This window comes from Weissella sp. ESL1177 (genome assembly GCF_058107185.1).
The window spans coordinates 900,666-919,911 of sequence record NZ_CM176591.1; the positions used below are offsets into that span (position 1 = coordinate 900,666).

At 34.3% G+C, this 19,246-nt stretch carries 20 protein-coding genes; 7 read left to right on the forward strand and 13 right to left on the reverse strand.

The features are described from left to right. Positions 1-10 precede the first annotated feature (10 nt). Both AC3B5D_RS04285 and AC3B5D_RS04290 read right to left on the reverse strand, forming a co-directional pair. The gene (locus tag AC3B5D_RS04285; protein WP_489839300.1) at positions 11-1,018 is read right to left on the reverse strand and encodes a hypothetical protein; all 1,008 of its coding nucleotides are present in this window, start codon (positions 1,016-1,018) and stop codon (positions 11-13) included. Positions 1,019-1,090: 72 nt separating this feature from the next. Beyond that, positions 1,091-2,047 carry an NAD(P)-dependent oxidoreductase gene (locus tag AC3B5D_RS04290; RefSeq protein ID WP_489839299.1) on the reverse strand — a complete coding sequence of 319 codons (957 nt, stop codon included), beginning with the start codon at positions 2,045-2,047 and terminating at the stop codon, positions 1,091-1,093. Between the two features lie 425 nt (positions 2,048-2,472). Between AC3B5D_RS04290 and AC3B5D_RS04295 the strand changes: the two genes are divergently transcribed. Continuing rightward, positions 2,473-3,480 carry a LacI family DNA-binding transcriptional regulator gene (locus AC3B5D_RS04295; protein WP_489839298.1) on the forward strand — a complete coding sequence of 336 codons (1,008 nt, stop codon included), beginning with the start codon at positions 2,473-2,475 and terminating at the stop codon, positions 3,478-3,480. 118 nt (positions 3,481-3,598) lie between these two features. Here AC3B5D_RS04295 and AC3B5D_RS04300 read toward each other — a convergent pair whose 3' ends face one another. From AC3B5D_RS04300 to AC3B5D_RS04310, 3 genes are read right to left on the reverse strand one after another with little or no spacing between them, the layout of a single operon-like run. Then, positions 3,599-4,066 carry a NanQ anomerase/TabA/YiaL family protein gene (locus tag AC3B5D_RS04300; protein WP_489839297.1) on the reverse strand — a complete coding sequence of 156 codons (468 nt, stop codon included), beginning with the start codon at positions 4,064-4,066 and terminating at the stop codon, positions 3,599-3,601. A gap of 26 nt (positions 4,067-4,092) precedes the next feature. Then, positions 4,093-5,355: an MFS transporter gene (locus tag AC3B5D_RS04305; protein ID WP_489839296.1), complete on the reverse strand. Its 1,263-nt coding sequence runs from the start codon at positions 5,353-5,355 to the stop codon at positions 4,093-4,095. A 12-nt stretch (positions 5,356-5,367) separates the two neighbouring features. Continuing rightward, on the reverse strand, positions 5,368-5,817 hold the full coding sequence (locus AC3B5D_RS04310; protein WP_489878070.1) for a NanQ anomerase/TabA/YiaL family protein: 450 nt from the start codon (positions 5,815-5,817) through the stop codon (positions 5,368-5,370). Positions 5,818-6,431: 614 nt separating this feature from the next. On the opposite strand from AC3B5D_RS04310, the gene AC3B5D_RS04315 reads away from it, so the two are divergent. Genes AC3B5D_RS04315 through AC3B5D_RS04325 form a run of 3 tightly spaced genes read left to right on the forward strand, consistent with a single transcriptional unit; the run spans position 6,432 to position 9,673 of the window. Beyond that, on the forward strand, positions 6,432-7,169 hold the full coding sequence (locus AC3B5D_RS04315) for a sugar phosphate isomerase/epimerase family protein (RefSeq protein ID WP_489839334.1): 738 nt from the start codon (positions 6,432-6,434) through the stop codon (positions 7,167-7,169). A 29-nt stretch (positions 7,170-7,198) separates the two neighbouring features. Then, a complete protein-coding gene (locus tag AC3B5D_RS04320) occupies positions 7,199-8,656 on the forward strand; it encodes a PTS transporter subunit IIC (RefSeq protein ID WP_489839333.1) in 1,458 nt (485 codons plus the stop codon). Between the two features lie 42 nt (positions 8,657-8,698). Next, on the forward strand, positions 8,699-9,673 hold the full coding sequence (locus tag AC3B5D_RS04325) for an amidohydrolase family protein (protein WP_489840582.1): 975 nt from the start codon (positions 8,699-8,701) through the stop codon (positions 9,671-9,673). A gap of 112 nt (positions 9,674-9,785) precedes the next feature. On the opposite strand, the gene AC3B5D_RS04330 is transcribed toward AC3B5D_RS04325, so the two are convergent. The 4 genes from AC3B5D_RS04330 to AC3B5D_RS04345 form a co-directional block, all read right to left on the reverse strand. After that, positions 9,786-10,217, reverse strand: coding sequence for an SRPBCC family protein (locus tag AC3B5D_RS04330; protein ID WP_489839332.1), 432 nt, complete (start codon positions 10,215-10,217; stop codon positions 9,786-9,788). A gap of 71 nt (positions 10,218-10,288) precedes the next feature. Further along, positions 10,289-11,116 carry a helix-turn-helix transcriptional regulator gene (locus tag AC3B5D_RS04335; protein ID WP_489839331.1) on the reverse strand — a complete coding sequence of 276 codons (828 nt, stop codon included), beginning with the start codon at positions 11,114-11,116 and terminating at the stop codon, positions 10,289-10,291. Positions 11,117-11,219: 103 nt separating this feature from the next. Then, positions 11,220-12,317, reverse strand: a complete 1,098-nt coding sequence (locus tag AC3B5D_RS04340) for a glycerol dehydrogenase (protein WP_489840581.1) — start codon at positions 12,315-12,317, stop codon at positions 11,220-11,222. Between the two features lie 372 nt (positions 12,318-12,689). Next, a complete protein-coding gene (locus AC3B5D_RS04345) occupies positions 12,690-13,079 on the reverse strand; it encodes a tautomerase family protein (protein WP_489839330.1) in 390 nt (129 codons plus the stop codon). Positions 13,080-13,375: 296 nt separating this feature from the next. Between AC3B5D_RS04345 and AC3B5D_RS04350 the strand changes: the two genes are divergently transcribed. Then, positions 13,376-14,476 (forward strand): iron-containing alcohol dehydrogenase family protein, encoded by a 1,101-nt coding sequence (locus AC3B5D_RS04350; RefSeq protein ID WP_489839329.1) that lies wholly within the window; start codon positions 13,376-13,378, stop codon positions 14,474-14,476. A gap of 263 nt (positions 14,477-14,739) precedes the next feature. Beyond that, positions 14,740-15,069 (forward strand): putative quinol monooxygenase, encoded by a 330-nt coding sequence (locus AC3B5D_RS04355; RefSeq protein WP_489839328.1) that lies wholly within the window; start codon positions 14,740-14,742, stop codon positions 15,067-15,069. A 174-nt stretch (positions 15,070-15,243) separates the two neighbouring features. On the opposite strand, the gene AC3B5D_RS04360 is transcribed toward AC3B5D_RS04355, so the two are convergent. Both AC3B5D_RS04360 and AC3B5D_RS04365 read right to left on the reverse strand, forming a co-directional pair. Beyond that, a complete protein-coding gene (locus AC3B5D_RS04360) occupies positions 15,244-15,627 on the reverse strand; it encodes a VOC family protein (RefSeq protein ID WP_489839327.1) in 384 nt (127 codons plus the stop codon). 187 nt (positions 15,628-15,814) lie between these two features. Further along, positions 15,815-16,831, reverse strand: a complete 1,017-nt coding sequence (locus AC3B5D_RS04365; RefSeq protein WP_489839326.1) for a zinc-dependent alcohol dehydrogenase family protein — start codon at positions 16,829-16,831, stop codon at positions 15,815-15,817. Positions 16,832-17,115: 284 nt separating this feature from the next. On the opposite strand from AC3B5D_RS04365, the gene AC3B5D_RS04370 reads away from it, so the two are divergent. Continuing rightward, positions 17,116-17,253 carry a hypothetical protein gene (locus AC3B5D_RS04370; RefSeq protein ID WP_489839325.1) on the forward strand — a complete coding sequence of 46 codons (138 nt, stop codon included), beginning with the start codon at positions 17,116-17,118 and terminating at the stop codon, positions 17,251-17,253. 87 nt (positions 17,254-17,340) lie between these two features. Here AC3B5D_RS04370 and AC3B5D_RS04375 read toward each other — a convergent pair whose 3' ends face one another. Then, a complete protein-coding gene (locus tag AC3B5D_RS04375) occupies positions 17,341-17,658 on the reverse strand; it encodes a SemiSWEET family transporter (protein ID WP_489839324.1) in 318 nt (105 codons plus the stop codon). Between the two features lie 88 nt (positions 17,659-17,746). Beyond that, positions 17,747-19,141: a flavocytochrome c gene (locus AC3B5D_RS04380; protein ID WP_489839323.1), complete on the reverse strand. Its 1,395-nt coding sequence runs from the start codon at positions 19,139-19,141 to the stop codon at positions 17,747-17,749. Positions 19,142-19,246: the final 105 nt, after the last annotated feature.

Here is a 19,246-nt window from a genome sequence, read left to right on the forward strand (position 1 = left end):
AAACTTTCCCCTAGTTTAGACTAATCTCGTAAACAGCTACTTTGTTTGATTCTCGATTCGCTGATAGTAAAAATTCTCGACCATTTTTTTCATAGACTGTCACGTTACTTGGGCCAACTTTTTCATCAATCAATTGTGTATCTAATTGATCACTAGTGATTAACTCTAAATTTTGTTTACCTGCACGCCAACCGAAAATAAAGTATTCATTACCGTCAATTAATGTACCGCCCCAAATTGCGTGACCAAATGGTGTCTCTGGCTGACTTAATTTAATCGTGTTAAAGTTTTCATCTGAAATTCTTAGATATGGGCCATGAAATCCTTCTATTGTTAGGTATTCAGTTTGTCCGTCCTTGTTAATATCAGCACTAAAAATATCTGAAGTTTCAATATCTGATAACTGCGTTAATTGCCAATCACTAGTTGCCGTTGGATGTTGTAACTTAAAAATACCTTCCACACCAGTAATCAATGAATAATCGGTCATACGTTTATAGCCATGATTCTTGGTCAAAGCAAAATCAAGCGTATGTAAATTGTTCACCGTCTCACGGTCGTCATCATACTCACCAACCCATATCTTTCCTGGATCAGACCAATCATCTACATCTTTTTTGGAGTTTGCAATTGAGCACCCAACAAACCAATAACCCGTATGGTCTGACTTTGGAAAAATATCAAAACGATGAATATAAGGAAAGTCGCCAACAACTACTTGATCCCAATCGTGACCATTGAATTTTTCTTTAACGATCCGACAATGTGGTGCATTAAATCCAGGATAAAATTTTTGTGTTGCCAAAAAATTCAAAGTCTCTGGAATTTGTACCATTGTCATCGTACCGCCTACGGTTGACCAAACGGTCTTTCTTGCATAATTATTATTTAAATCATAGGCATAACAAGGACTATCTTCTTCTGATGCCACAACAATAAAATCCTCATTATTATTTTTAAGCCGCATAATGGCATAACAATGATCTAATTCATCTTCAAATACTTTTGTAAATATCATAATTTCCTCTTCTTTGGTTAACCGATTAACAAAAACATTAAAAAAATAGGATTACTCCTATCTTTTTTAAAGCTATGCATTAACATAATTTAACGGCTCACCCTTTTGTAAGAATGATATCAAATTATTAGATGCTTCTTTAGCAATTGCAGTCCGTGCTTCTAAGGTACCTGTTCCTGCATGTGGTGCCATAATAACATTATCTAATGCCCGCAATTCACTTGAAACGACTGGTTCATTTTCAAAAACATCTAAGCCAGCACCTGCAATTTGGCCAGATACCAATGCATCAACTAAATCTTTTTCTTTAACTAACACGCCGCGTGCTGCATTGATCAAGTAAGCCGTATTCTTCATTTTATTGAATACCTCGCTATTGAAAATACCTTTTGTAGAAGGAAGTGCTGGCGCATGCAACGTAACAACATCTGATTCGTGAACTAACGTATCGAAATCAACATATTTTACATCGAGTTCTTTTTCTAAATCCGCATCCAAACGACGAACATCATTATAGATGACTGTCATTCCCAATGCCTGACAGAAATGACCAACTTCTGACCCAACACGTCCCATACCATAGATACCAAGCGTCTTACCTTGTAAACTCATTCCCATGTACTGTTGTTCAGAAACGTCAATCCAATCACCATTACGAACTACTTTATCATAGAAAGATAAACGACGAACCGTTGCCAACAATAATGCAAAAGTCATTTCAGCCGTTGGTACTCGTACACCTGTCGGACAATTTGAAACAACGATTCCTTTTTCCTTAGCATATGTTATATCAATATGATCAAAACCAACACCGTTGGCTGTAATAATTTTTAGATTAGTACCTGCATCAATTAATTCTTTATCAGCCTTAGTTCCCATCAATAATAGGCCATCATAATCTTTTAAATTATCTAAAATCCACTCACGCGTTTCTTTTTCAGGCTCATAAGTAACATCGAAATTTTCACGCAATTCAGTTAAACCTGCTTCAGGTATGATGCCAGTCACTAATACTTTTGCTTTATTCATCTTTAAAAATCCCCTATTTTTTCAACTGCTTTATTCGCTTTAATTTTATTTTTTAAAGCTTATATTTGACAACAATATAATTTAGTTAAGCGATTAACTATCTACAAGTGAATTCTATCTCATGCTCGTATTTTTGTCAAATATTTCAACGTTTTTTTAATTCTTGCGTCTCATCTTTTCAAGTATTATTTACGTTATATCGCAAAGCTATCTGTTCTTTACATATACTTATCATATGTGCTTTAATTAGAAATAATAATGATTAATTAGCTTAGAATTATTTGAAAATATTCTTCCAAACTATTGTAGGATGTTACCCGTTTTACTAATTTAAGAAGCATTAGGGAAAATCAATATAAATTAACGGATATTTATTATTTTTAAATATATAAAATAAATTAAAATTTAAAAGGAACTTATGACACATGGATAAATTCACGATAAAAGACATTGCTAAACTCAGTGACGTTTCAACCGCAACAGTCTCGAACTATTTGAACGGTAACTATACTAAAATGTCACAAAATACAAAACAAAAGTTGGCCAACATCATTGAAAAAACGAACTATCGTCCAAGCACAACGGCAAGAAATCTCGCAAAAAGTGAAAATAAAACCATTGGTGTATCTGTAGCCGATATTACTAATCCGTTTACATCGCCCGTTATTTCTGGTATTTCAGAACGCTGTTTAGACTATGGTTACAAACTAGTGTTTACAAACTCAAATAACGACGAACAGAAAGAAATCGAAAATATTAATCGATTACTGGAAGAAGAAGTCGCTGGTTTAATCATTGATCCAGTTAATCCAAATAATAATACTTACCAAAGATTATCAAATACATATACCGTTATTGTTGATCGACAAGCTCAAAGAAGCATTATCGATACAGTTACTACCGATAATATGAAATCTGTTGAAGTAATGACACAAAAAATGTTAGCTTCTGGTTATACTGATTTATATTTTGTCACTTGGCCACTATCCGGTATTAGTACACGTATTAATCGATACACTGGTTTTAAAAATGCAACAAAATATACAAACGATGATCACTTGCTAACCATTCCTTATGATTATGAATCCACAAACGATGATCGTTTTACGCAGACGATTCATCAAATCATTAGTAATCGTCATGATAAAGTTGGTTTCTTTACAATGAATTCACGCGTTTTACAAAACTTTTTGATGGTCACTCAAAGTTTAGGTTATACCTATCCTGATGATTTTGGTGTTGCAACTTATGAAAATTTTGATTGGATGCAATTAATGACACCCGGTATTAGCTGTATTAGTCAAGATTCTGTTGCTATTGGCTATGCTGCTATGGATTTGCTCAAGGAAAAATTGGCAATGGATTATACAAGTGAACCGGCACCTAGAATGAAAACTATCCCAACAGACATTATTATTCGAGATAGTTTCTAAACGACTTTTTTGAAATACAAAAGCAGTAGGTTATAGTGAAATACCCCATAATTGTTAGGTATACAATTATGGGGTATTTCACTATAACCTACTGCTTTTTAAATTAAAATTTTACATTTTAAGCAAGTGCAATTTTGACACATAGCTTATGATTGTGCCCAACCTGACCATCGACCATACCATGAGCTGCATGTAAATCACTCGGATCAAAAATCGCATAATGTCGATCTGTTAACAATGCCTTACTATGAAATTCTGGATGATGAAAGTGTTGAATTTCTTCTTCTGGGTCATACTCATCAGTCGGTTCAGTTGTGCCAATGTCTGCCCAGCGTACCCATTCGGCTCCTGTAATCATATAATGAATATCAATATGATCGCGATGTGTCTCATAATCCATGGCACTGTAATCACGTGTATCGTACTCTTGGAACCGTAACTCAACACCTTCCGCAATCTTTTTTGCACCTAAAGGCTCTGCTAATAACTCCTCGGTCGTATGCTTATCTAACCAATCTAAAGCTAACTGAATACGTTCTTGTACTTTTTCATTTCTAATGTGGTTCTTGCTTAATCCAAATTCCATTTTATTTTCCCCTATTCTAAATGTGTTTAATCGCTAACTTCATCATACTTATGTGCATCTGATTCACGCACAAACATTAATGCAACCACTGCAATCAATGGAAATACTGAAATAATTAGGTATGATGTGACATAACTACCTGTAGTTGCTAGAATTTGACCCAATAATACTGGTGCCAAAAATGATCCTACTTGATTGAATGCGTTTATAAATCCTGATACTGTACCTCTTTGATCAGCCGGTGCAACTTCTACCGATAAATTATTCGTAATGGTACTGAACATAAATGCACCAACACCCATTGCACCAGTCCAAAAGTAAAGCATAGCGATATTACCATGTGGCACAAATGTAAAGCCAATAATAGTTGGCGTAAAGATTGCCATAAATATTGCTGCCCAAGCATGCTTTGAGAGTGTTGAATGATCTGAAATCCAACCAGCAACGACCATTGATATGACGGAAGTTATTCCAAAAATAGACATTGCAACACCAGCCGTCACCAAACTAAAGTGCAAATTCTTTACAATGAACAAATTTGCCCAATTCGTAACACCCCACTTGGCACCAGTTGCAAATAAACCTGTAATCGCAAGCATCCAAACACTACGATTATTGACTGCTTTCTTTATACGCTCGAGCGCCGTTTCTTCTTCAACTTCTCCATCACTCTTTTTAATCACAAATTGTTGCGGATAAGGTGGGTTCCCCTTAAGTGCAAAATAAGCGAATATAAATGCGACTAATGGGAAAAATGCTGTCACTGCTAAAGTTGCTCGCCAACCATAATGCACCATAACAGTTGGTGCATACAAATTAATAACGGTTAAACCAAATGATGTGCAGGTATTAAAAATACCAGTTGCAGTAGCTCTTTTTTTGCCACCAAACCATTCAGTAATAATACCCAAACATGCTGACAAATCAGGACCACTAACTAATCCTAAAATAAACCGTAGTGCTAGACCATCCCAATAGCCATGCATAAATACCATCGCTGCCATAACAACTAAATTACCTAGAACTGCCGCTAATAATAATTTACGGTAACCAAATTTATCGGCTAACATACCCCCGGGAAGTACTGTAATAGCGTACCCAATATAAAAAGCGGTTAAATAATTATTACCTTGTTGAACAGTAAAATGCAGTGAGTCAATCGCTGCTGGCATAATAGTCGACCAAGATAACCTTGTAATAAAACTAATTAAAAAAGCCAACCATATTCCTGCTAAAACTAAAAATTGCTTCGCAGTCCATCTGTTGTGTGTATTTGATAAAGTTTCCATCCCCATTATCCCTTATCTTTCTAACTTCAAAACTAACTTTTTAACTGATGACGTGTGATTCACGATCCCATTTGTTCGATGCGGCTCATTCATCCCGATTAGAACAAAATCACCACTATGCAAAATAATTTGATTAAAAACAGTCGGTTTTTCAACGTATTGAATGTCCCGTTGGTCATCATATTCAGAATGAGGTGTCACTTGCCCCCTAACACCAACATCAATTCGCTCTTCACCACTAACAACATAATGCAAATCAAGCCGATTACGATGAACTTCAAAGTCAATATTTTCAATGTTCGCCGTCTCATATTCTAAACATTGTACGTAAAATTTCCCCTGATTCGGATAATGACGTCCCACCGTAATTTCTGACAAACGATTACTTTTTAAATAATCGATTGCCGCTTGAATCTGTTGATAATCTTTATCATTAAATTCATTCACATTTGATATTAACAACACTTTACCTCCCCAAAAAATCAATTAATCTTAAATAGTTAATCGTTTAACAATTTATTCAAAAAAATAAAGTAATAATTTATTCAATATATTACTATAAAATCAACATTTATAACTAAAATTACTTTTTGTAGGTTTATCGCTTAACTAACTTACAAGAGCTATTGTAAGCGATTTCATTTTTAATTGCAACCATTTTATATATATTTCACAAAATACGTTGCTAAAATATTGTAAAAGCTGTCAAATCAATGTATAAAACCATTTATTTTTTTAAAAATTACTCGATTATTCACAATAAGTTAAAAATACCATGACATTTTATTTTGTAATTAACAAAATAATCAATACAATTATTTTCATTAATTAATCGATAAACAAAAAAATTTGTTAATGATATGTTTAATTATAAAATTAAACCAAATACTATAATTATTTCAAATGATAAATATATATTATATAACACTAATAGAATGCTTTTTATCTAAAATAATTTTGGTAAACAAACAGAAAACGCTTGCATTTATTTGTGATAGATAATACAATTCGTGTCATAGGTTAACCGATTAATATAATTCATGAATTATGCTTAATATTTTTATTGGAGGTACAACATGGCCCACTTTATTCTTAATACCATTGCATTGGTAGATAAGTTAAACAGTGGTTATTCACAATCACAACTCATTCCTCTAGCTCATGACATGGGTTTTGATGCTATTGAATTGCGTGATGAATTTTTGCAAGAAAAAGACATTCCTAAAATTGTACAGCAAGCGCAAGATTTAAATATGGCAGTCTATTACAGTGCAAACGAACCGCTTATTAAAGACGGCCACTTTAATGAACATTTTTTTGATCAATTAAATATTTTACAGAAATTACATGCTAAAAATTTAAAAATGACAATTGGTTCATTAGAAAATTTTGACAATATTTTCCCAAGCAGATTTTTAGATGCTATCTCACAAAACATTTCTTTAACTGTTGAAAATAATCAATCATCAATAGAAAGTAATCTAAACAACATTTTGCATTTTTTTGAGATTATTAATGCTAACAAAATGCCTATTACATTTTGTTTTGATACAGCGAACTGGCTTTGGTTAGATACAAATCCAATAACTGCTATTGATAAATTATTGCCAAATGTTAGTTACTTACATTTAAAGAATGCTTCTAAATCTTCAGACACTTGGTCTACAACGCAATCTCTTGAAATTGGTGTTATTAATATTCCAAGGATTATTTCTAAATGTTCAGTTCAAAACTATGGTTTTGAATATCAATCAACTACTGAAAAATTAACACAGGATTTATTAAAAATTAAATCTATTACAAAAGCTTACTAACACTTCTATTTCAAACGGAGAAACTTTTTATGTTAGAGTTTATAAATCATATTTTTCAAACCTTTGGGGCGACAGTCGTTGTGCCCATTATGATTTTTATCGTAGCCTTGTGCTTACGAGTTTCATTAAAAACTGCTATGATGAGCGCCTTTTATGCTGGTGTTGGTCTAACCGGATTTAGTTGGATTATTTCGGCATTTACCCCCATCGTTACTAAAATTATCAAACAAATGGTGAATAACACTGGTATTCATCTACCAATTGTGGATATCGGTTGGCAAGCCGGCTCACTGGCAACATTCGGTTCTACTGTCGGCCTTAGTTTTTTCGTCTTCGGCTTAATTCTGGAATTAGTGTTGTTTGCAATTGGCTGGACTAAAATATTTATGCCTTCTAATTTATGGAATAATTTTGGCTTCATGGTCTGGGGAACACTTGCATATTATGTCACTCATAATTTTTGGTTATCATTAGGATTATCATTTTTTATGTTACTATACACGTTGGCACTGGCAGAAACACAAGCTGATCGCTGGTCAAATTATTTTGGTGTTAAAAATGCAAGTGTTTGTTCTCTTCATAATATGGAGCAAGCCGTCCCAGCTATTTTACTTGATCCGCTTTGGAACCTATTAGGATTTAACAAAGTGAAAATGACACCAGAAACATTTAAAACAAAGTTAGGTGTCTTTGGTGAACCAACCACACTAGGGGCAATTTTGGGAATCATTATTGGCTTATTAGGAAATCTAAAGTCATTAAATACACTGGCAGCTTGGGGACAAATTTTGTCATTTGCAATTGCTCTGTCAGCTGTCATGACAATCTTCCCTCTTGTAACTGACGTTTTCTCAAAGGCATTTTCACCTCTAGCTGAAGAAATTGATAACAAGCGTTCAAAGGATGAGGTGACAACTGATGAAGACGCTGAAGAATTAGCTATAAAAGATAAGAAACGTTGGTTCTTAGCTGTTGATGATGGTGTGGGTTATGGTGAACCAGCAACCATTATTGCGGGTATTATTTTAATTCCGATCATGGTCCTGATCGCATTTATTTTGCCTGGCAACAAAACTTTGCCCGTTGTAGATCTTATTTCAATTCCATTTATGATTGAATCGATTGTTGCAATTACACACGGTAACATATTAAAGGTTATCTGCAACGGCGTAATTTGGTTTAGTCTAGGTCTTTATGCAAGTAGTTGGCTAGGTAGTGTTTATACAGGTGCTATTTCACATTATGGTGTTGCTATTCCTGCTGGTATTGTGCTTATCACCAGTTTTAACTTAATGGCGCGTCCTTTAAACGCGTTAATTTTCGCCGCTTGGATTTCAAAAAATCCAATATGGATCGGCTTAACTATCATTATTTATGTCGTATTTGCCGTTTTGCTTCGAACACATCGCGAACAAATCTGGCTATACCTTAAGAAAATGTCTGAAAAGAACGCTGGTTTTAATGGTAGTACTGAAAAAATCGTATAACTTTTACACAACAAATAAGAAATTGAGGTTAATTTAATAATGATTAAAAAAATTGATGGACATTTACATTTAGTTCGAGCAATTGCTGGTTTTAATGGTAAAGGACGCTTAACCCCATTGGGAGATGGTCGTGCAGTTTGGGATGATGGTACTATCATTAAGCTAATTCCCGATGGTCGAGGTGATGATAATTTTACCGCTGAGGCAGCCCTAGATATGATGGCTGAGTCTAATATTGAAAAAGCTGTTGTTTTACAGGGTAGTCTTAATGGTTATCAAAACTATTACACCTATCAAGCAATTAAAAAATATCCCGATAAGTTTATCGGTGCCTTCTCAGTTGATCCATTTTCAGAATTTTACATGGATATCGTTAAACGATATGTCGTTGATTTAGGTTTCCGGGCTATTAAATTTGAAATTAGCCAAGGTGGTGGTATGCATGGTTATCACTATGACACACCATTCAGACTAGATACTAATCCACGCATTGGCCGTATCATGCATTTTATTTCTGACTATCCTGGTTTCGTTGTCACGGTAGATTATGGTAATTTTGAACAATTTAGTTATCAACCAGAGGCGATTGCTAATCTGGCTAAAATGTATCCAAATATTGACTTTGTTGTCTGCCATTTGTCATTTCCAAATGCTGATCACCCAGACCGTTTACGTGCTGCACTTGCACAATGGCAACCATATGAGAATATTTACACAGATATCTCAGCTATTCAAGATATTGAAAGTGAAACAGTCTTTCCATTTCCACGTTGTGAACAAGATGTTAAAATTGCTAAAGAAATGTTAGGCGCAAAACGTATCATCTGGGGAACTGACTCTCCATGGTCTGCCACATTCAACACATATCATGAGTTAGCAACTTGGTTAGAAAGCACAAACATATTTACTGAAGCAGAATATGCCGATGTCATGTATAACAATGCTTTACGCGTCTACTTCAAACCAACAGCCGTTGCTGCCATCGCTAATGCCGATGACCCAGTTGTAAAACAGTAAATCACATTTACCGAATATCCTAAACTTAGAAAACTAAGACAGCGCCATTTCAATTAAAATGAAAAAAGATCAAAATGAAGGATTTATCTTCACTTTGATCTTTTTTGTCTCTTTATTTTTCAATATGACCTACCTGCTCAACATATGTCTTTAAATGATTTAAGTTGATATTAAGAGCATGCTTTGCAATTGGTTTCAGTAATTGTAACGGTAAATGTATCTCCGCCTTTTCTGCTAAATAAACATCTTCTTGAACAGTCGTTTGTTCATGATTACCCTTTAATTTAAATATAATTTCATATGATAAATTACCACTAGTACTCGTATATCCGATAATACCATCTTCTGTTTTGACAGTAATTTTCTCATATTGATTAACTGCCGAACCACTTCTAGTAATTACGAAGTGGTCGCCTTCTTGCTTTACTAATGTGATTTCTGGTACCCATTTTATTAAAGTTTGTGGGTTTGACAAAATTTTAGCGATCTGTACTTGACTTGTGTTAGCAATAATTACGTTTGAAAAAATTTTTTGATTCATCATTAAGTCCTCCAATACTTGATAGTCTTAATGTATTAAATAAATAAAATATTTCATAATCAGAATACTGATATTTATAAATTCTCATTTATTTTTTCATCAAAAAGTTCTCTTAAAAAATCACTATGTTGTTGTGCTTCTAGTCGTTCATCTTCCTTTTCATTATCTTTTGCAATTTGCGCAATTAATCGATATAGATTTGCTAACATATAATGCGAATTATGAGTGGTAATATAATCAATTCCCTTAAGTGCCCATTCTAAAGCGACACTTTTATGATCGCATTCATAATTAATTAAAGCTGCTAAATAAAAAACGATGTTCAAATTTTCTTCATACTTCATGCTAATTAATTCATCCATTGCTTCATTAATTAAGTCTGTTGCTTGTTTAAAAAAACCTTTTTTCGCTTGTATAACGCCTAATGAAATAAGGCCTAGTCTTGTTAAAACAGATTTATTTTTAAGCCTGTTGTCATTAGATAGAGATAATTTCATATTGTGTTCTGCTTCTAAAAGATTTGCATCAACTTGCACATTCACAATACTTAAGTAATAGTAATAGGCTTGTGTTTGTGTTGCTGTTTGAACACTATCAATTGTATTTTTATCTAGCAAAAATTTTTTTAAGTCTTCATATTGATGTTGGTTGCACAATTTGGAAAGTACTTGATTAAACTGTTTATTAGTTGAGATCAAAAAATCACTAGATAAACTAATTTCATCTAAGCTAACTGAAAGACGGTCACACAAAGATAGCAACAAACGTGCATTCGGCATATACTTGCCATTCTCTATAGCTGATAACATTGACTGTGCGCAAATACCTCGTGCAACAGCGTCCTGTGAAAGATGCTGTTGTTTACGAATTTTTTTTAATGAACTTCCCAATTGATTTTTCATTGTTCGATTCCTCCAACACAGTCTGTACTTAAAATACATTATACAAGCAGTCACTAAAAAAGACTCAGCTATTTTATAACCAAATCTTCTCATCTAAATATTATTAATTCTTTTTTTCTCTATTTTTAACATAGCTATCGACAGTCATGATCGCATTAGCAACATCTTCCGCAGTTACTTCAAACGGCATTTGATGAATTGTCTCTGTTGGAATCGTTGCTTGCTGACCAACTTTTAAGAAATCATCATATGTTGCATTCTCTAAGTGTAAATCAGCCAAAGTTGTTGGCAAACCTAATGATTGATTAAAATCGATATATTTATTTAATACTTCCGTTGGAACATTATCTAACACTAGTTCACAAAGATATCCATAGGCAACTTTTTCACCATGCATCATTTTTTCACTCTCACCAGACAAAACGGTAAAACCATTATAAATGGCGTGGGCAGCAGCCAACCCTGAACTTTCAAAGCCAATACCACTTAGTAACGTATTTGCTTCAACGATTGTTTCTAGCGCTGCTGTCACAACATGAGCTTTTGTCGCAGCAACAGCTTCATGGGCGTGCGCAAACAAATTATCCTCACATGTTTGTGCAATCGCCAAAGATGCCAGTGTTGGTGATTGTCCTAACATTGAATTATTATACCCTCTTGCAACATCTTGTGCCTCAATATTCGTAGCCATCGCATCACCAATACCAGCAATTAAATTCCGTACTGGTGCATTAGCAACAACCTTTGTATCAACTAAAACGATATCTGGATTCTTATCATAAAAAGCATAATTAGTGAATTGTCCTTCAGGTGTATAGAGTACCGACAATGCTGAACAAGGTGCATCTGTTGAAGCTACTGTTGGTAAAATAGCAACAGGAATTTGCAATGTATCAGCAATATTTTTTGCCGTATCTAATGTCTTACCACCACCTAAACCAATAATAAAATCATTTGCATTTTTCTCACCAATGGCAACGACTCGATCAATTTCCTCCTCTGACGCTTCACCACCAAAGGTCACATGCGTTACCATAAAATCAGATGATAAGGTATGACTTAATTTTTCACCCACAATTCCCCAAACAATCTCATCACACAATAATATTGGTTTTTGTCCAAAGTTTTCAAGGTATTCCTTGGGATGATCCAATACCCCACTTCCTTGAACATAGTGTGCTGGACTTGAAAATGCTTTAATCATATTTATTATCCCCCATATGAAAAATTTACGGTTCTTATTTTGTGATTTATTTCACTAAATAAAGTCTAACAAATCTGAAGGTATATGACCAGCAACTTGCTCAAAATTTTTCAAAACGTGCAATTTACCCGTATGACGCTGGTAAATAAGTTATCATTTATTGATGCTTACCAATCTATATTGCATACGCCATCATTATCAACCATATTTTTTACAAAATATAACAAAACGAGAATGAAATAAAAGACGTTCTAAAGACGATTGTAACAACAATTAGGTGCTTGTTGTTGGTAAGACGTCATTTTTTTGAAACACGTTTAAGGGTGTCATAACAACTTGTGTTCCAATTTCTCCAAACATCATTGCTATTTAAAGTTTCCCCGTTAAAAATTGTGCCTCACCAAAGCCAAAGCTCCAATTAGCATCCCCGTTGATCGTAAAATTAACCATCAAATCATTTTCAGCCACTAACTTGTGTGCTGCCAATTCATGGGCTAACTCCGCATAAAAATTCTTAATATCAGATTCATTTCGAGGCCGACTAGTCACCGAGACAACCAGCACATTTTGACTCCGTTCAAAACCCAATCCTGTGTCCTGAATATTCATTTCATAGGGCTCATGTTGCGTTACAATTTGATAGCAGTCTCGTTGATCAACCCCAAAATTATTGACTACAGTTATTTGCGTAATTTTCAGAATATTCTCAATATCCTCTTTTGTACGTCCTTTAATTAAATCAAATCTCACAAGTGGCATCACACGAATCTCCCTTCTGTTTACCTATCATTCTACTGAAATTAACTGATTAATACAAAAACATACTTTCATTTAATCATATTTTCAACATGACAAGATTAAATGCAAGAATATATGAAGAAATTTTTAATAAAAATATTGTAACAACAATAAACAATATCGATAAATTAAAATAATTAGAATTTAATTAAAAAGTAATTGACTTTTTATTTTTTTAGGTCGATAATACGTTACTAATGAACCCGTTACACAGATAATTTGTTAGGTTTATTAATTAATTTATAAAGGAGCATCATATGATTTCACAAAGTGGACCACAGCGTTATATTTCAGATAATGAGGCTTACAATTATTTACCAGAATTTATTAATGAATTAAATATTAAGTCATTATTATTTTTACATGGTGAGAAATCTTTAGCGGCTGCACAACCGTACTTACCCGATTGGCCAACTAATGTTAAAGTCATTGACGTGCCTTTTGGCGGTGAATGTTCATATGAAGAAATTGCTCGGATACGAAGCATTGCAGATGAGAATCAAATTGATATGGTCGTTGGTCTTGGTGGTGGTAAAGTTCTTGATACCGCTAAAAGTGTCACAACAGGAACCCATCGTTACCTTGTATTAATACCAACTTTAGCTAGTAATTGCGCACCTTGGTCTGCTATTTCTGTCCACTACAAAGAATCCGGTGAACATATTGATCATCAAATCTATTTAGAAACCGCAAATTTAATGTTATTAAATCCACAGGTTATTCTAAATTCACCAATTGATTATTTTGTGGCTGGTATTGGTGATACCTTAGCAAAATTCTATGAATCTGAACTTATTTTTGAACAATTACCTGAAAACGCATATACAATTGCCCTAATGATTTCACAACAAATGGGCCGTAACTGTAAAGAAATTTTGCTCAAGCATGCTATTGGCGCCGTAAATGATATGCGCGCAGGTCAGTTAACACCAAGATGGCGCCAGGTTGCTGAAACGATTATTGTTATGGCAGGAACTGTTGGCGGTTGGGGTGATGACTATGGTCGTGCCTCTGGTGCTCACGCCATTCATGACGCATTGACTAGCTTTCCAGCAACATCATCACATCTACATGGTGCCAAAGTTGCTTATGGTATTCTCGTCCTATTGGCGATTGAACATCACACTGACGATTTGAAAAAGCTATTACCCTTCTATATCAAGCTTGGTTTACCAATTAGCCTAGCGGATCTTGATTTAAAAGATATTAGTGACCAAGATATTGAATATCTTGCGCAAACTGCAGCGGCTCCAAGTACGCAAATGCATTTCGTTCCTACGAAAACGCCAATTACCACGGATACGATCAAAGAGTCTATTTTAGCAGTGGAAGATATTACAACGGCCGTTACGAAATAGACATAATAACAAAAATAAGAACTTGTTATCTACTGATGTCCTGATGTCAATCAATTAGATTTCAAGTTCTTTTTTAAATAAAAAAATGTTATAAATATTTGTAACATACACGGATATTATACTAAAATAACGACAGTATAAAATTCACTCATTTCATGTTATTTAATCATTTAGTGCCTGATATGATATCTGTTCTTTTGATTTTGAAATCGTTTTCTAATATAATAGTACTGTTTAAAAGACACAGGCGAAAGGAAAAAACAATGTGTTTAACCGTTAATTTATACTACACTGGGACAAATGGTGCTGCAAAAAAATTCGTTCAAGAAATGATTGACCAGGGAATTGTTGCAAAAATTCGTGCTGAAAGAGGTAACTTGAAATATCATTATTTTATACCCTGGGATGATCCTGAAACAGTCATGTTAATTGATAGTTGGGAAAATCAAGATGCACTCGATAAGCACCACGCATCAGAAATGATGACAGATTTAGCACAATTGCGAGAGAAATACGATTTACATATGACCGTCGAACGTTATCGAAAAGATACATCTGACTCATCACACGATGATAAGTTCATACGTCACTAATAAAAGAAGCTGGGATAAAAGTCTTATTAACAATAAAATATCCATACTATACGAAGTGACGCCTGTAGTTCAACAGGTGCTTATCATATAATTACGATAAGTAGTCAATTTCATCATGTATAATTTGAATATTCAGATTTGTTTTTACTTTTATCCTAGCTTCTTTTGTTAATCTCACGCAATTATTTCACAAAACTCAACAATCACACCATCTGGTCCTTGAACGTTAAAAAATTTAATGCCTTTATCCCAAAATGGTAAATGTTGTACTTCATTATCAATTAACTGGAAGCCTTCTTTTTTGGCTGCCACAAATGCTGCATCTGCATCACTTGTGTCCATTGAAATATGATTAATTGCACCAGGCTTACCAACAATTTCATCGCCTGTCCATGCTTCAATAACTAAATTTTCACGTTGCATAAAGATAACATGACCAACTGGAAAATCACCAACTTTTTTAAATCCTAACTTTTTCCAAAATTTTTCTGATTCCTCTAAGGAAGATGTTGGAATACCAACATGTTGTAATCCTGAATAATAATCAGCAAATGCCATCATTTTCCCCTTTACCTTTTATAATAACACCTATTTCGTATTCACTGATGTTATATGCCAACAGCAATTAATCAGTAAAGTAAGTTACGAAAGACATGTTCTCCCAATAACGTCAACTAACACTTATCTGAGCAAAAAAGCCACTTATTAATGCGTCTACATCACTATTTTTGCGTTTCAAAGTCAATTAAGCTTCTTCACCACCAACTTTGACGACAGCCTTAGAAACAACACCTAATTTACCATTAACAAAATCATCAACTGTCTTGTAATCCAATTCATGTGACATCAAATCTTCAACATTTAATTTACCAGACGATAACAAAGCTAATGAATCTTCAAAACTATTTGGATTGATGAATGATCCTTGAATTGTTAATTGTTTTTGGAAAATTTCATATGTGTTCATTTCAAACTTTGCATCTGGACCACCAACACCAAACATCAATACTTGTGCGCCTCGTGCAGCTGATGCAATCGCTTCTTCTTGTGTTTGTGGCATACCAACTGCTTCAATCACAACATCGTAAGCTTCTGTCGGAATTTTATCACCATTATTTGTATTGAAAGTATTCTTAACACCAAACTTTTCTTTATTCATTGCAAGTTTTTCATCAACAATACCTGCTAAATCAACTTGATGAATACCGTAAGCTTGCAAAATTTGAACAAACAACTCACCCATAAAGCCATCACCAATAACTAATGCCTTTTGGTAAGGTGATACCTTCAAAAGCTTAATACCATGAACAGCACAAGAAATTGGCTCAACAACTGATGCTGATTTCAATGAAACATTATCAGGAATTTGATAAACGACTGAAGCTGGTGCAGTAAAATATTCTTCAAAACCCCCATCACGCGTCACACCAACAGCTGACAAATTCTCACATAATTCAGGACGCCCGGTACGGCAGAATTTACATTGACCACAATAAATATTAGGATCAACAGTCACACGATCCCCTACTTTAACATTTGTGACTGCATCCCCTACTTCAGTAACTACGCCCGAATTTTCGTGTCCCAAAACAATTGGTGGAACAGCATTTGTAGAACCAGGTAATCCAGCATACAACGCATGGTCTGTTCCGCAAATTCCTGCAAATGCAGTATGGATTAAGACCTCATTAGGTAATACTGATGGACGATCAACATCCTTCACCTCTAACTGCTTAATCCCCGTTAACACAAGTGCTTCCATGATAAAATCTCCTTTTGTATATAAATAACCCTCACAAACATAGTAAACGCTTACGCAACAAATATCAAGTGATTTTTGTAATGACATATTATTGACTTATTTTTATACTAAAAATATTATTAAACATACTATATAAAATATATTTAAATAAATAAAAGTGTTTTATTAATAATTAAGTGCGTCATTTTGTTGCTTTAATTATAATGGTATAAATCATTAAAAATATGAATAACTGCACACCTGGTTACATTCGCACACCCATAGTTAAAGAAAATGCCCCTGGTATGGTTGAATTTATGTTACAACGTTCTAAAACACCAATGAAACATCTTGGGGAACCAGATAATATCGCCTATAGCTGTGTTTATTTCGCTTTAAATGAATCAGAATTTGTTATTGATGGTGGCTACGTGGCACAATAAACTTTATAGACAACATTTTATTTAAAAAAACCAAAAATGACTGACTATGAAAATAGCCAATCACTTTTTATATTTAACTTTTTACTGTCAGTGAATATATATCGTCAAAATTGTCACAATTCCAAAAAATACGCCAGGTACATTTGAAATCACTAGCGGCCAATCACGATATTTTTTTAACCATCCATAACCAGTCCATAAGATTGCATCTAACATCATTGTTAGCGGTTGACTAAGCGGTACGGGGTGTCCCGATAAATTACTATTTATTTCTGAAATATACGAAACATACATCAATACACACATTATCGTCGCTAGTTCACTAATAATACGTACGATTTTTTCTTTCTTTTGTGAATCGATAACACCCTGTCTATCACCCGAATCGTCGGTACCACTGTTCATTGTCTTACTGTTTTCCTCCCAACAGACATAATAATACTCATATTTCATAATACTAATATAAAAATAATATGCAAGTAAAAATAGCAGTTTAAAGTTCTAAAATGTATTTTGCAACTTGGATTCCTGCTTGACGGCCAAAAATAACAGTTTCGGCAATTGAATTACCACCAATTCGATTGTCACCATGTAAACCACCAGCAGCTTCACCAGCAGCATATAACCCATTAATCTTATTTCCCTGTCTATTTAAAACTTCCGTCAACTGATTAATATTAATACCTCCCATCGTGTAATGGATAGCAGGCTTAATATGAATCGCATAAAATGGTGACATCGTCAGCTCACGATGAATGACATTCTGCCGGCCAAACGCCGTGTCTATCCCTAATTTTTGACTTTCATTCCACTCTGCAACCGTTGTCACAAGCTTTTCACCATTTAAATGAGCTTTTTCAGCAAGTAGTGACAAACTATCTGCCTGCTTTACTAAACCAACAGCATCATAAAAATCAATGGCTGGAAATGCTTGGCGTACGCCTTGATCAAAAATTAGCGTCGCACCATCTTCATTTAAATGATTAATTGCCGCAGTTACTTCATCACGAGTAGTCATCTCATTCACAAAACGTTGACCATCTTGATTAACTAAAATGGCACCTTCACCTCGCACACCTTCTCCAATCAAATAAACATGATCAGTATCTTGTTGTGCAGTAGGATGCACTTGAATTTTGTTCATATCAACTAATGAGGCACCAGCTGCAACTGCTAATTGTACCCCATCACCTGTTGCTCCTGCGTGATTCGTTGATTTTAAGGACAGTAACTCTGGAGCATACTTTGCTAACATCATCTTATTCTGAGCAAAGCCACCAGTCGCAATTAAAATTGCTCGCGTTTGAATGACTTTATCACCGATAGCACGGTGATTAACCTTTAATCCTGTTACTTCCCCATCATCTTTGATTATTTGTACTGCCTTTGTCTCTGAAAAAAGTGGTATCTGCTTGTTAAGTAGTTGTTTTTGTAAATTCTTTACTAAATAATTGCCAATGGCCTCTTTATTTTCTGGTCGATGCGCACGTTTTTGTGACATACCACCAGTTGTCGTCAAATCCGTTAAATTAATGTCGTGTTTTGCTAACCAATTAATCGCTGATTCAGAGTGACCGACAAAATATTTTAATAACTGGTGATTGTTTGTACCATGACCACCACGTAAAGTTTCGTCATAAAAAGCCACACGATCATCAATAACCCCATGTGAAAGTTGCACTAAAGTTTCAGTCGCATTCATCCCCGTTGAAGCACGCACAGAATTACCACCTAATACTGATAACTTTTCAAAAATAGCCACATCCAGCCCTAATTCTTGTGCTTGAATTGCTGCAGTCATTCCTGTTATACCTGAACCAATCACCACAAAATCATAACTATTCTTTAAATCACTAATCGCTGTCGTTGGAAAAATAAACTTTGCCATGATATCACTTCCTTTATTATACTTAATGATATGTGTCACAAATAATACCATACTTGTATGCACCGTTTAACCCTTTTTAAGGGTTAAACGTTTTAAGAATTATTA